This window comes from Methylomonas sp. PHL2-19 (assembly GCF_059331595.1).
The window spans coordinates 347,614-361,041 of the sequence record NZ_CP196839.1 but is presented as its reverse complement, the minus strand read 5'-3'; the positions used below and the strand labels follow the sequence as shown (position 1 = coordinate 361,041).

At 51.8% G+C, this 13,428-nt stretch carries 11 protein-coding genes; 2 read left to right on the top strand and 9 right to left on the bottom strand.

The window, feature by feature from the left end:
• Nucleotides 1-35: 35 nt before the first annotated feature.
• From lpdA to aceE, 7 genes are all read right to left on the bottom strand, one after another.
• Nucleotides 36-1,451 (bottom strand): dihydrolipoyl dehydrogenase, encoded by a 1,416-nt coding sequence (gene lpdA, locus ACR02O_RS01680; protein WP_494522668.1) that lies wholly within the window; start codon nucleotides 1,449-1,451, stop codon nucleotides 36-38.
• A gap of 73 nt (nucleotides 1,452-1,524) precedes the next feature.
• Entirely contained in the window at nucleotides 1,525-2,277 is a 753-nt protein-coding gene (locus ACR02O_RS01675; protein ID WP_494522667.1) for an HNH endonuclease family protein, read from the bottom strand.
• 5 nt (nucleotides 2,278-2,282) lie between these two features.
• The gene (locus ACR02O_RS01670) at nucleotides 2,283-3,515 is read right to left on the bottom strand and encodes an AAA family ATPase (protein ID WP_494522666.1); all 1,233 of its coding nucleotides are present in this window, start codon (nucleotides 3,513-3,515) and stop codon (nucleotides 2,283-2,285) included.
• A gap of 74 nt (nucleotides 3,516-3,589) precedes the next feature.
• Nucleotides 3,590-3,907, bottom strand: coding sequence for a PIN domain-containing protein (locus tag ACR02O_RS01665; protein ID WP_415879617.1), 318 nt, complete (start codon nucleotides 3,905-3,907; stop codon nucleotides 3,590-3,592).
• Nucleotides 3,908-3,944: 37 nt separating this feature from the next.
• Complete coding sequence (locus ACR02O_RS01660; protein ID WP_415879618.1) at nucleotides 3,945-4,127, bottom strand: hypothetical protein; 183 nt, start codon at nucleotides 4,125-4,127, stop codon at nucleotides 3,945-3,947.
• A 33-nt stretch (nucleotides 4,128-4,160) separates the two neighbouring features.
• A complete protein-coding gene (locus ACR02O_RS01655) occupies nucleotides 4,161-5,453 on the bottom strand; it encodes a 2-oxo acid dehydrogenase subunit E2 (RefSeq protein WP_415879619.1) in 1,293 nt (430 codons plus the stop codon).
• Between the two features lie 13 nt (nucleotides 5,454-5,466).
• On the bottom strand, nucleotides 5,467-8,139 hold the full coding sequence (aceE, locus tag ACR02O_RS01650) for a pyruvate dehydrogenase (acetyl-transferring), homodimeric type (protein WP_033158244.1): 2,673 nt from the start codon (nucleotides 8,137-8,139) through the stop codon (nucleotides 5,467-5,469).
• A gap of 284 nt (nucleotides 8,140-8,423) precedes the next feature.
• Here aceE and ACR02O_RS01645 point away from each other — a divergent pair, with 284 nt between their 5' ends.
• On the top strand, nucleotides 8,424-9,035 hold the full coding sequence (locus tag ACR02O_RS01645; protein ID WP_494522665.1) for a VPLPA-CTERM sorting domain-containing protein: 612 nt from the start codon (nucleotides 8,424-8,426) through the stop codon (nucleotides 9,033-9,035).
• Between the two features lie 62 nt (nucleotides 9,036-9,097).
• On the opposite strand, the gene ACR02O_RS01640 is transcribed toward ACR02O_RS01645, so the two are convergent.
• Both ACR02O_RS01640 and ACR02O_RS01635 read right to left on the bottom strand, forming a co-directional pair.
• Nucleotides 9,098-11,251: a retention module-containing protein gene (locus ACR02O_RS01640; protein ID WP_205451705.1), complete on the bottom strand. Its 2,154-nt coding sequence runs from the start codon at nucleotides 11,249-11,251 to the stop codon at nucleotides 9,098-9,100.
• A gap of 112 nt (nucleotides 11,252-11,363) precedes the next feature.
• A complete protein-coding gene (locus ACR02O_RS01635) occupies nucleotides 11,364-12,968 on the bottom strand; it encodes a protein adenylyltransferase SelO (protein WP_494522664.1) in 1,605 nt (534 codons plus the stop codon).
• 110 nt (nucleotides 12,969-13,078) lie between these two features.
• Here ACR02O_RS01635 and bamE point away from each other — a divergent pair, with 110 nt between their 5' ends.
• Nucleotides 13,079-13,423 carry an outer membrane protein assembly factor BamE domain-containing protein gene (bamE, locus tag ACR02O_RS01630; protein ID WP_033158240.1) on the top strand — a complete coding sequence of 115 codons (345 nt, stop codon included), beginning with the start codon at nucleotides 13,079-13,081 and terminating at the stop codon, nucleotides 13,421-13,423.
• The last annotated feature ends 5 nt before the right edge of the window (nucleotides 13,424-13,428 follow it).

Genomic DNA, 13,428 nt, shown 5'->3' with positions numbered 1-13,428 from the left:
CCCACTCACGAATTTTGCGTTTAGCAAAATAAGCACTATTTCTTTACATACAGGTCGGTAATCGTCCCCTCTATCATTTCCGCCGCAAACGCAAAGGTTTCCGATAAGGTTGGATGCGGATGGATGCTGAGGCTGATGTCGGTAGCGTCCGCGCCCATTTCCAAAGCCAACACAGCTTCTGCCACTAATTCGCCCGCACCTGGCCCGGTAAAGCCGGCGCCGAGAATACGGCCGGTAGTTTTGTCGGTCAGAATTTTAGTAATACCTTCGCTACGGCCCAGTGCCAAAGATCGGCCACTGGCGGCCCAAGGGAATACGGCTTTGTTGAATTCCACGCCTTGCTGTTGCGCCTGGGTTTCGGTTAGGCCCATCCATGCTACTTCCGGATCGGTGTAAGCGACCGAAGGAATGGTTAGCGCATCGAAACCGGCTTTGTGCCCGGCAATGACTTCGGCGGCGATTTTGCCTTCGTGCGTGGCTTTGTGGGCCAGCATCGGATTGCCGACGATGTCGCCGATCGCAAAAATATTGCTGACATTGGTACGGCCTTGCTTGTCCACCGGGATGAAGCCACGCTCATCAACATTGACACCCGCCTTATCGGCGTCGATCAGTTTGCCGTTGGGACGGCGACCGACTGCCACCAATACCGCATCAAAAACCTCCGATTCAGGTGCATCCTTGCCTTCCATGGTGACCTTGATACCAGCATCCGTGGGCTCCATAGCCTTGACACTGGTTTTCAGCCACAAATTATCGTATTGCTTTTTGATTTTACGCTGCAGCGGCGTGACCAAATCTTTGTCGCAGCCGGGGATAATCTGATCCATCAATTCCACGACACTGATTTTCGAACCCAGAGCATGGTAAACAGTTGCCATTTCCAGGCCGATAATACCGCCGCCGACGATCAATAATTTTTCCGGTACTGATTTCAACTCCAGTGCGTCGGTGGAATCCCAAACCCGAGGATCGTCGTGCGGAAAACCGGGGATTTTGGTCGGTTGCGAGCCGGCGGCGATGATGGCATTGTCGAAGGTGACGGTTTGCACGCCGGCCTCGCTGGTCACCGTTAAGCTGTTGGCGGTGGCAAATTTACCCACGCCATGGATTACAGTGACTTTACGTTGCTTGGCCAGTTTGCCCAAGCCTTGATTCAGGCTTTGGCTGACGCTTTGTTTCCAGCCACGAATTTGGTCCAGGTCAATGTTTGGCTTGCCGAAGCTGACGCCGTGTTCGGCCATCGCTTCCGCTTCATGAATCACTTGCGCTGTGTGGAGCAGAGCTTTGGAGGGAATGCAGCCGACATTTAAGCAAACACCACCCAGAACTGGATAGCGTTCGACCAATACCACTTGTTTACCCAAATCGGCAGCGCGAAACGCTGCGGTATAGCCGCCGGGGCCGCCGCCCAGAACCAAGACTTCGGCGTGTGTAACGGAATTAGTCATAGGATTTGTCTCCAGTGAGGATGTCTATTTAGGTTATTTTATCAATTCAAAATCGTCCGGCAGGCTTAAGCCGTCAGTGTAATGCCGGTAATTGTGCATTTATCATGGCCGAATATTCCGCCGTTGGTAATATCGCTTCGGCAATTATTTGTTTTGCTTGCGCGGCTACCGATTGAAGTTCAGTGTTTTCGAGTTGCTTGTTCGCAAGTTTTATCACCGCAATTAATTGATTAATCAACGCAAGGTGGCTACGCCGCTTTTCATTCAACGCTTCTCTATCTAATCCCACAACAGCAATCGTTGCTTTGCCGTAGATATTGCTGTCAATCGCATAGGGAATCTCTTGCCGAAAGCCGATATATTGCCGAGGATCGGTGGCGGAAGGGTTGATTAACAGTGGCTGTTCCAACGTAATGTCGTCGTGGTGGTTAAGTGCTCGCTCCTGCGGGTCCAACAAAGGAAACAGATTTTTCTTAAATTGTTGATTGCATAAGGTGCAGCTCAGCAACAAGTTTTCCCAAGTATAAGGCAACCAATAATAGCCAGGAGCATGCAATTCGTCCTGTTCCGCTTGTTTGTAGCCGCCCTTGGGCCGGTAATGCTCCACATCGCCATAACTAATATGGGAAATTTTCGACTCGCAAAAACAGCACTTGTCATAATGCATTTTTAATAACGCGGTTTTAACGGTGGGATTTCCGTAAATCGCACTATCGAATTTAAATTCGCGTTTGCCAGCATCATAAGCCTCACAAAAAGCCTGTTGTTCAGCTTTACCCTTGTTTTGCAATACGGCGGGTTCCTGGCTGCGCTGGATAAAAATCATCGGACCTATTTCAACAGCTCCGCCGCACGGCGAATAATATTCATCGCGTCAATATCTTCGGGGGTTTCCGCTGTGGGCAGTTCTCCGATTTGACATTCCAGTTCAGACAATTTGGCTTGATCGGCAGCGGTCAATTGCGCTTGGCTCAAAATCTGCCGGCGTTGTGTCAACAGGCTCTCGTAATGCGGCGAACGGGCACTGGGCAAATCGAACAAATCGCTGGTCAATAACTGATCGATACGCCAACCTTTGACGTCTTGCGGATGCTGGTGGATTTTCACCGAGTCGCCTTCGCGTTTAAGCACCACGATATTGGCGTTTTCCGCAGCCTGCACGATTAAGGGGCTATGGGCGGTAACAATAAACTGAGTATTGACGAAGCGTTCGCTCAAATAAGCCATGATGGTCCGCTGCCATTTGGGATGCAAATGCAGGTCGATTTCGTCGATCAACACCACAGCCGGTTCGACGATGGGGTTGGGGGAATTTGGGTACTCATCGAATAATCTTGCGGCTAAGTCCACCATCCAAGCTACCATCGTTTGGTAACCCAAACTCATTTTGTGCAATGATATCCAGCCGTCTAATGTTCTGAATTCTACCCTGGGTTTTGGAATAGTTTCGCTAGGCTCCGAAATGCGAATATCTTTCAAGTCTGGCAACAAATCAATTAATGTTTCTCTAATCAGTGTAAATCGTTGTTTATATTTGTGTTCAATAGATGGATCGGATGCTCGGTTAACGATATAGTCAATTTGTAACAACCATTCCTCAGCATTTATTAATTCTTCAGGGCTGTCGGGAATATCGCTTCTGGTGTCTCTAAGTCGAACAGCACTGTTTTTGAGAGGTCTTCTACTGGCGCTATAAGGATAGATTCTGGTATTTTCAGGCGCTCTGCCTTCATATAAATTGAGGTCGACAGTAATTTCTTGACGCTGAAAAGCGCGATCAGAATTATTAATTTGGCTGTCGAACACCAATTGGTAATTTACTTTGAATGTTTGGGCGTTCTTTCTCGGCCAATCGTGAGTTTCATCTCCTCTTAACATCAAATTAGCTAAGACTTCTAGCAATGTTGTTTTGCCAACCCCATTATCCCCCAAAATCACTGTCCACTGCGCTGGCCGGCCGCTACCGTCCGACAAATCCAGCGTCTGTTTTTCGGCAAAACAGCGCACGTTTTCCACCGATAACGACAGGAAATAAACGCCTTGGTTGCTAGAAGTTTCGGTCATTAGTTTGAGTGTTCGCTATTAAATTACCGACTTTCACGAGGCAAAAGGGTTGATTTGCTGTAAACCGTTTATGTTTAAACCATTGTGCATATCTTCCGAGTAAATGTCCGGCTATCGGCTGCCATTGCCGAGGCGATCAGCAAACTATCCCAATAGGACAAACTGAACGATTCGCGTAATTCGGAGGCCCGGCGTACATCATCCAATGTGACGGTATGTATCGGATAACGTTGCCGGAAATTATCCACGGTTAGTCGAATCTCTTGCTCGGTGTATCCGGCTTTTCGCTGCAGATTGTTGCAGACCTCGTTGACGACTTGAGTGCTAAGCATTACGCCGGGCTGTGCGATAACCGTTAAAGCTTGTTGGTGTTTGGGCGAACTCTCATCCATGAAAGTATAAAGTCAGACGTTGGAGTCGACAAAACAGTTAACGCTCATACACCGCTTCGCGCGGCGGCGGCTCGAATGGTTTAACCAAGCGAGGCGCTAACGGCGCTGATTCCTTAAGGTCTTGCTGTTGCCCCGCGTATTTTTGCAACAAAAATTGATAAAAATCCTCCAAATCATGCCTGGTAAAATCCTGTAGTTTATCTAAATTCAGTGTTTGCATACTGGGCCTCCCAAGAAAATTGATCCTTGCTGTTTACAATAACAAGCGCCGAATGTCGCCCAGATAAGATTTTAATGCTTCCATAAAACGCGCACCTTCGGCGCCGTCTATGACGCGGTGGTCGTAGGTAATGTCCAATGGCAGCATCAATTTCGGTTCGAATTCCTTGCCGTTCCAAACCGGCTGCACTTTGGAGCGGGTTACGCCCAAAATCGCCACTTCCGGGGCGTTGACGATGGGCGTAAACGCTGTGCCGCCGATGCCGCCCAAACTGGAGATGGTCATGCAACCGCCCTGCATATCGGCCGGTTTCAACTTGCCGGTTCTGGCCAATTCGCTTTTCTCGGCCAGTTCGGCGGACAGTTGGAAAATGCCTTTTTTATCCACATCGCGAATGACCGGTACGACGAGACCATTTGGGGTATCGACGGCGATGCCAATGTGGAAGTATTTTTTGAAATACAGCTTGTCGCCTTCCGGTGACAGTGAGCTGTTGAACGCCGGATATTTCTGCATCGCGGCGACCAAGGCCTTCATGATGAAAATCAGGCCGGTAACTTTGACAGCATCCTTGGCCAGGCCGGCGTTGACCGACTTGCGGAAGTCTTCCATCGTGTCGATGGCCACTTCGTCGTGATACGTTACCAATGGCAAATTCAACCAGACGCGAGTCAGATTTTGGCCGGTCAGACGCTTGATTTTGCTGAGCGGTTTTTCCTCGATTTCGCCGAATTGGGTGAAATCAACGGCAGGAATAGCCGGAATACCTGCGCCACCACCGGTTGATCCGCCGGAGGTCATGACTTGCTTGACGAAGTTTTTCACATCCTCTTGCAGGATGCGGCCTTTACGGCCGCTACCGGTTGGGATTTTGCTCAGATCGACGCCCAATTCACGGGCGAAGAGTCTGACGCTGGGTGTGGCGTGGGCTTTAAACCCTTCGTTACTTGTTACGACCGGCGTAGCTGGCGCTGCGGCAGGTTGAGCGGGTTCTATTTTTGGGGCTTCCGCAATCGGAGCTGGGCTCGGTTCGGCTGGGGCAGGCGTGGCAACCGGTGCCGGTTCGGCAGGAGCTGCAGTTGCCTCGCCCACTTCAAGCGTAGCGATCAATGTACCCTCGGAGACTTTATCGCCGGGTTTGATATGGATGGTTTTGATGGTGCCGGCTGCGCTGGATGGTAAGTCCATCGTCGCTTTGTCGGTTTCCATCACCGCCAGGGTTTGTTCGACCGCGACCACGTCGCCGGGCTTGATCAGCACCTCGACGATGTCGATTTCAGGGACATTGCCGACGTCGGGGACTTTTATTTCAATTACAGAACTCATATGTCGCTTTCCGTTAAATCAACCAGGGAGCGGTTGCGTCAGGGTTGATGTTGTATTTGGCAATGGCTACCTCGACTTTGGCGGCGTCGAACTCGCCGGCTTGCGCCAGGCTGTGCAAGGCGGCAACGGCAACGTGGTATCTGTCCACTTCGAAGAAGCTACGCAGCTTGGCGCGGGTGTCCGAGCGGCCGAAGCCGTCAGTACCCAACACCGTGTAAGAGCGATTCACCCAAGGGCGAATTTGTTCGGCAAATGCGCGCATGTAATCGGTAGCGGCGATGATCGGACCCTTGGTGCTATCCAGGCAGTGTTCGATATGCGTGATGCGCGGCTTTTCGGTCGGATGCAAACGGTTCCAGCGCTCGCAGGTTTGGCCGTCTCGAGCCAGCTCGGTAAAGCTTGGGCAGCTCCAGATGTCGGCGTCCACGCCCCAATCATCGTGCAGCAGTTTGGCGGCTTCAATGACTTCGATAAAGATGGTGCCGGAGCCCAGCAATTGCACGCGCGGTTTTTTGCTGTTCGGGCCTTTTTTGAACAAATACATGCCTTTCAGGATGTCGGCCTCCGCGCCTTCCGGCATGGCCGGTTGGTCGTAGTTTTCGTTCATCAAGGTGATGTAATAGAAAATATCCTCCTGTTCTACATACATCCGGCGCAAGCCGTCCTGAATGATCACCGCTAATTCGCAGGCGAAGGTCGGGTCGTAGGAATAGCAATTCGGTACGGTGGCGGACATCAAGTGGCTGTGGCCGTCTTCATGCTGCAAACCTTCGCCGTTCAAGGTGGTTCTGCCGGCGGTGCCGCCCAGCAGGAAACCGCGGGTACGTTGGTCTGCCGCGGCCCAGATCAAATCACCGACCCGTTGGAAACCGAACATCGAGTAATAGATGAAGAACGGAATCATCGGTACGCCGTGGGTTGAATAGGCGGTACCGGCTGCAATCCAGTCGCACAGGCCGCCCGCTTCGTTGATACCTTCCTGCAACACCTGGCCGTGCTTGTCTTCCTTGTAAAACATCAGTTGCTCGGCGTCTTGCGGGGTGTAGAGCTGGCCGACTTGAGACCAGATACCCAACTGCCGGAACATGCCTTCCATACCAAAAGTGCGCGACTCGTCCGGGACAATCGGTACTACGCGCTTACCGATTTGTTTGTCCTTGACCAGGATGTTCAAAATGCGCACAAAGGCCATGGTGGTGGAAATCTCGTGACCTTCGCCGGTGCCGTCCAATAGCGCTTTGAAAGCGGATAAGGCCGGTACTTCGAGCGGGTAGGACTTGGCGCGGCGAGCCGGCAGATAACCGCCCAGATCGACGCGGCGTTGGCGCAGGTAATTCAGTTCCGCAGAGTCTTCCGCAAAACGCAGGTAAGGTAGATTGATCAATTCTTCGTCGCTGACCGGCAATTGATAGCGGTCGCGGATATATTTGATCGATTCCATGCTCATCTTCTTCTGTTGATGGCTGGTGTTTTGCGCTTGTCCCGAATCGCCCATGCCGTAACCCTTGATGGTTTTAGCCAGAACTACCGTCGGTTGACCTGTGTGATTGACGGCGGCATTGAAGGCCGCGAACACTTTGATCGGGTCGTGGCCGCCACGATTCAATTCCCAGATGTCGCGGTCGGTGTAATCCTTGACTAGTTCCTGCAGTTCGGGGGTGTTGAAGAATTTTTCCCGGACGTAGGCGCCGTCCTTGGATTTGAAGGTTTGGTAATCGCCGTCCACGCATTCCATCATGCGTTTAACCACCAAACCGTCCTTGTCGCGGGACAGAATCGCGTCCCAGCGCCGGCCCCAGATTACTTTGATAACGTTCCAGTTGGCGCCGCGGAAGTTGGCTTCCAATTCTTGAATAATCTTGCCGTTGCCGCGTACCGGACCGTCCAGACGTTGCAGGTTGCAGTTGACGACGAAAATCAGGTTATCCAGTTTTTCCCGGCCTGCCATGCCGATCGCGCCCAGAGTTTCCGGTTCGTCGGTTTCGCCGTCGCCCAGGAAGGCCCAGACTTTACGGCCTTCGGTGTTGGCAAAGCCGCGGTTTTGCATATAACGCATGAAGCGGGCTTGGTAGATAGCCATGATCGGGCCTAGACCCATCGAAACGGTCGGGAATTGCCAGAAGTCCGGCATCAACCAAGGGTGCGGATAAGACGATAAGCCGTTGCCGCCGACTTCTTGTCTAAAGCTGTCCATTTGCTCTTCGCTCAAGCGGCCCAGCAAGAAGGCGTGAGCATAGGTGCCGGGCGCGGAATGACCTTGCGAGAAAATCAGGTCGCCGCCGTGTTTGTCCGAGGGGGCGTTCCAGAAATGATTTTGCCCGACATCGTATAAGGTGACGGCGGAAGCGAAACTGGCGATATGGCCGCCGACATTGGTGTATTTGTTGGCGCGCAACACCATCATCATCGCATTCCAGCGCACGTAAGAGCGGATGGTGCGTTCGATGTCGGTGTTGCCGGGAAATTTGGGTTGCCTATCTATCGGGATGGTGTTGATGTAAGGCGTATTAGCCGAGAACGGAATGTCCATGCCGGCTTGTCTGGCGGTACTGAGCAGGGTTTCAATCAGAAAACTGGCGCGGTCGCCGCCTTCTTTTTCTATCACCGCTTGCAGTGCCTCCATCCATTCTAGGGTTTCAGCAGGATCAATATCGTGTTTGGCGGCAATATCGGTATTGTTGGTCATTACGGAACCTTGGAAAACGTTGGATTAGCTTAAAAAGGATACCCGAAATGACTGGTTTGAGCATATTTTTTTAGTAATCCGCTACCGGCAAATCCGGCTAGAATCCAGGTAAAACCTGGATGTAGCCAAAAAACGCAGCGGTTTAGTTTTTCGAAACAGGCAAAAGGTTATTGTATGGTCAGAATTGCATTGAATTTAATGAGTTTCAGCCCTTAAGTACAGGTGGCTTTGCAAGCCGACATGACGTAAAATTTGTGCCAGTACTCATTTTTAAGGAAATCCCTATGCGTAATCAACTAGTTAAACCCTTGGTTGCCTTGTTTCTTTCTACGGCAAGCATAGAAGCTAGTGCTGGGCTGGTCAGTTTTACCTCCACTGAGTTCCAGCAAACCCTGGATGGACAGGTTTTTACTTTCGCTATTGATAATGCGCCTTTGGCGGATTTAGTGGCCGGCAGCTTCACTGTCCATGCGCGCGGAGATTACTCGATCAACGCATCTACTGCCAATCCTGAGAACATCGCCGTTACATTCGAAAGTGTGATCAGCAATCTGAAATTCGCTCCTATTGCTCCACCCGTTAACTCTAGTGCTGTCTTTGTTGACGCCAACAATTACAGCACGGTTACAAACGCCGATTTGGTCGAGTGGTCGCGGAGCACGCTGCTACCGGGTGCTTTATTGCAGAGTTGGACACAGGACAACAAAATTCTTATCACCTTGGCGCTGTCACCTGACGTGACCGCGGACTTGAATGCTGGACAAGGCAGCAACCCTTTTGTCCAAGCCACTATTACGTATACGACTTCGGCAGTACCTTTGCCGGCCGCAACATGGCTGTTTTTGTCTGGTCTGATTGGTATGGTAGGCTACGGAAAACAGCGCAAAGCAGATTAAAGCTGGTTCCCAGACAACAAAAAGCCGGCTTATGCCGGCTTTTTGTTGCGAAATGCGCTTGATTAATGAATAACGCTATCGGGGTGTTGCAAATCAGGCAGCACACTGCTGATGCCTGTATTGAGCAATGCGCCGGTATCGACGGTAAAGCTACCAACGCCGGTGCTATCGCCATCACCATCTGTTGCATTAAAACCAAATTGTAATTGCAGGTTTTGTGGCGCTACGCTGGTATATTGCAGGCCTCCCACCGCGAGCTTGCCAAAATTAACCTGGATTTCCAGCCTGTCGTATCCACCAACCACATCAATCGGGTCCGTAAGCCCACCTCCAGCAGGCGTGCTAAATACAACCGTTCCAGTATCAACTTGGGTTAGCCCCCTATAAGCTGTCCAGCTAAAAACATCCAAAGCACTACCAACATCGGCTTCATTGAGTTGTACCGAGTTTACTAATTGCGGAGATGTAATATCGAAACCGCCGACAGTACCAAACCTGTAGGTTATTACTTCCGATGCATCCAAAAATCTATCACCCACACCGACGTCATTGTTTGCTGAGTCGATAAACAAGTTGCTGCCCTCAACAAGCAGAGAATTCCCTACAGCAACTTTTCCGGCACCGAAAGCCAGCGCGGCGCTGCCAAAATCTAGCGTGGTGCTCGGCGCAGCAGGCAAATCCAAAACATCGTGCAATTCCAATTTGTACGCACCATCTACGGCGCCGTTAACTGTCGGCAGCAGCGAAAATACCATGCGGTCAGCGCTGAGGTCGGCAAATGTGGTCGTCAGGGCACCGTTATCGACAAAAGCATAAAGTTCTTGTAACTGGTCGCCGTTGCTATCGACAATCAAATAAGAAATACCGTCTGCTCGAGACGTTAACGCCCCATTATTGTTTGTCAAATTTACACCACCGGCACTCCCAAAGCCGTCAAAACCCAGATCGTAATCAATCAAGCCCGTTAATGTTTGACCTGCGGCATCTTGTAAATTCCCGTTGCTGTTTTTGACGAAGGGCGCATCATCAAACACGTTCGCACTAAACGTCGTATTGGCGACCCTTCCGTCCTGATCGGTTAACGTCGCGGAAAATGTAAAGCCAATAGCCGGCGATTCCGGTGCGCCCGTGTTTATGTGGGTCAAAGCGTTTAGCAAGGTAAAGGTATAACTGTCATTGTTCACAACGACCTGATAAGAGCCGTCGCTGGCTGTCAGGGTTTGTGTAGCGGCGTCCCAGGTTGCCCCGCTGGCCGACAAGACAACCGATGTTGGTGCTTGGCCGTTAATACGCAGAGTGCCGGTCTCGGCAGGGGGTAAGCTAGCGTCACTTTCGTCCACGATGACGTCGCTGACAGTGACAGTAGGCACGTAAACAATGCTGACCTCGGCAGGATTGGACTCCAGGCCCAAATCATCCTCGACGGTGTAGGTGATCAGAGTCGGATTGCCGGTAAAACCGGGGGTTGGCGTAAAAGTAATCGAGCCTGTAATCGTGTCGACAGTCCAAATACCCTGGCCAGGCACAACTAGTGGTTGACCGGGTCCATTACTGCCGACGATTTGCACGCTGGCGGGGTTGAGCGTGCCATCCGGGTCATTGTCGTTGCCCAGCACGTTGATCGTAACACTGCTGCCGGGTGTTAAGCCTGTAACGCTGTCATTGCCTGCAATCGGCGGCTGGTTGCCGGAGGTTGCAGCGGCCTGCTCCGGATTCAAAATCAAAACTTCGGGCACAATCGGCGGAAATGCGACATTGGGACCGGTGGTATCGAAACCATTCGTGACCGGTGCTACAGGGTTGAGATATTCGACGATAACCGGCACATGGCCTTCGTTACCTGCCCCAGGCGCGCCTCCTGCTGCCGGCGCACCGCCAGCGGCAGTCGCTTCAGCTATTGTGGTTGGATCGGCGCCGGCCAGTAAGGCCGCCTGAATATCTTCCGCGCTGGGACCGGCGGGTGTCGGATTCTGGGTGATCTGACCCGGCTCGCCTTGTTCCTGCAGCGCTGCAGCAAGCTGCATGCTGTCGTTGCCGCCCATATCAATAAACGAGCCATTGGCAAGTTGTATCATCACCGTGCTGCCGTCGGCAGTGGTCAAAAGATCGGTTGGGTAAACGCGGTCGCCGACCTGCAAAATACGTTTACTGCCGTCGGCGGCAATGGCGGTAACGGTGCCAGTTGCGATTTTAACGATGCCGATTTCTTTGGCCATGCTTTGCTCCGAAGTTTATTCCAAATAAATAACGTGATTTTGTGACCGAATAATAAGCTAATTTGAACAAGTTAACATAGTACCTTGGTTCGAAATTTGCCGATACGAGTCGTTAGGAGCTGCAGGACAGCATGGAGCAGCCGGCGCGCTGCTTAGCCCAATCGGGCCGTTTAGCGGCAAAACTCTGTTTATCCGCTTGTTCGGCGTAAGGGTGGCGCAGCACTTCGAGTAACTCCTGGACTAAAGAAAAATCGCCTTGTTCAGCCTGATCAATAGCCAATTGCGCCAGATAATTACGCAATACGTATTTCGGATTGACTGCATTCATTGCTGAGCTGCGATCCAGCGGTAGCCTGCCGTCGCGCTGACTGCGCAGGCGATAAATGGCGAACCAGCGGCTAGCTTGTTCCATGAGGTCGTCGTTCAACGGCTCGTAGCTGGTGCGCTGCAACAGCGCTAAAAATTGCGCCGGCGAATTCGATTCCGCGCTGACATCGACATCAGCCAACTGCCGATAAAACAAAGTCATATCGGTTTCAGCGGCTTGCATGAGCTGGGTTAAGTCGTTCACCAAGGTCTCGTCTTCGCTGGGCTCGAACCTTGTTAGGCCCAATTTGGCGGCCATCATCGCCTGCCAGCTGGCGTCGAAGGTGTCGGTATAAGCCGATAAAGCTTGTTGCAAACTTTCGGCGCGCATAATCAAGGGATACAGAGCGTTGGCGAGTTGTACCAAATTCCAATAGGCGATTTTCGCCTGATTGCCGAACCGGTAGCGCCGGCCTTGGGCGTCGGTGGTGTTAGGCGTCCAGTCCGGATCGTAATTTTCAAGCCAGCCGTAAGGACCATAATCGATGGTCAAGCCCAGGATCGACATATTGTCGGTGTTCATCACGCCGTGCACAAAGCCGACCCGCTGCCAGTGCACGATCATTTCGGCCGTCTTGCGGCAGACTTGTTTAAACCATTCCAGGTAGACGGGAATCGATGGCTCACCCAGCTCCGGAAAATCGGTGCGAATGGTGTAATCCACCAGTTTTTTCAGCGAATCGAGGTCATCGCGCGCGGTGAATAGTTGAAAACTGCCGAAGCGGACGAACGATGGCGCCACCCGACACACCACCGCGCCAGGTTCCATTTGCGGATTACCGTCGTAAAACATATCACGCACCACCTGTTTGCCGGTCAGGATCACACTTAAGGCGCGGGTGGTCGGCACACCGAGATGATGCATGGCTTCGCTGCACAAAAACTCGCGTATTGAAGAACGCAGAACCGCCAAGCCGTCGGCGCTGCGGGAATATGGCGTAACGCCCGCGCCTTTTAGTTGTAAGGTATAACGTTGGTTACGCTGATTAACGACCTCGCCCAAATTGATAGCCCGGCCATCGCCGAGCTGACCGGCCCAATGGCCGAATTGATGGCCGCCATAGCACATCGCATAAGCTTCCATGCCTTTTGCCAATCGGCTGCCGGCGAATACTTGGCAAAAATCTTCCGATTCACAGATTTCGGCGGATAGGTCCAAATCTTCCGCGACTTCTCTGGAATAAGCAACTAACCTGGGTTGCTGCGCCGGTGTCGGATTGGCCCTGGAATAGCACGCTGCATAAACTTGGCGCCGAAAATTGTCTGGTTCGGGATCACCTGGCAACTCGCGGATAAAACGATTGTCGAAGTTCAGATTATCGAGGGCTGAATTGTGGTTTTCGGTAGGCATGACGACATCTTATTGGTGGCTAAAAAATTTTCGAATCGCGGCTGGAACCGGCTAAGATAAGCCACTAGCAGCTAGTTTATATCAATCAACTTTTCAATCAGGGAATACCAATGAACAATTTTCTTGCAAAACGCGGACCACGCGCTTTTGGCTTTAGTTCACTTCTATTAGTCGCCTGCCTTGCGACGACGCAACTGACCGGTTGCTTTACTGTCGGCCAAGAGTTTTCCCCCGTCCGAGTGCCGGAAATCAAGGTCGGCCAAACCCGTAAGCAAGATATTACCGAAATGTTCGGCACGCCTTGGCGTACCGGTATGGAAGATGGTAAGCCTACCTGGACTTACGGGATCTACAAATATGCGTTGTTCGGCGGTAACGATTCCCAGGATTTGCTGATTCGTTTCGACGCACAAGGCGTAGTGCGCTCTTACACCTTTAGTTCTACCCGCAAATAATCGTG

Coding starts and splice junctions, on each gene's coding strand:
- lpdA (WP_494522668.1), bottom strand. CDS start 1,451: ATGACTAATTCCGTTACACACGCCGAAGTCTTGGTTCTGGGCGGCGGC.
- aceE (WP_033158244.1), bottom strand. CDS start 8,139: ATGACCAACAATACCGATATTGCCGCCAAACACGATATTGATCCTGCT.
- bamE (WP_033158240.1), top strand. CDS start 13,079: ATGAACAATTTTCTTGCAAAACGCGGACCACGCGCTTTTGGCTTTAGT.
- ACR02O_RS01655 (WP_415879619.1), bottom strand. CDS start 5,453: ATGAGTTCTGTAATTGAAATAAAAGTCCCCGACGTCGGCAATGTCCCT.
- ACR02O_RS01635 (WP_494522664.1), bottom strand. CDS start 12,968: ATGCCTACCGAAAACCACAATTCAGCCCTCGATAATCTGAACTTCGAC.
- ACR02O_RS01670 (WP_494522666.1), bottom strand. CDS start 3,515: ATGACCGAAACTTCTAGCAACCAAGGCGTTTATTTCCTGTCGTTATCG.
- ACR02O_RS01675 (WP_494522667.1), bottom strand. CDS start 2,277: ATGATTTTTATCCAGCGCAGCCAGGAACCCGCCGTATTGCAAAACAAG.
- ACR02O_RS01665 (WP_415879617.1), bottom strand. CDS start 3,907: ATGGATGAGAGTTCGCCCAAACACCAACAAGCTTTAACGGTTATCGCA.
- ACR02O_RS01645 (WP_494522665.1), top strand. CDS start 8,424: ATGCGTAATCAACTAGTTAAACCCTTGGTTGCCTTGTTTCTTTCTACG.
- ACR02O_RS01640 (WP_205451705.1), bottom strand. CDS start 11,251: ATGGCCAAAGAAATCGGCATCGTTAAAATCGCAACTGGCACCGTTACC.
- ACR02O_RS01660 (WP_415879618.1), bottom strand. CDS start 4,127: ATGCAAACACTGAATTTAGATAAACTACAGGATTTTACCAGGCATGAT.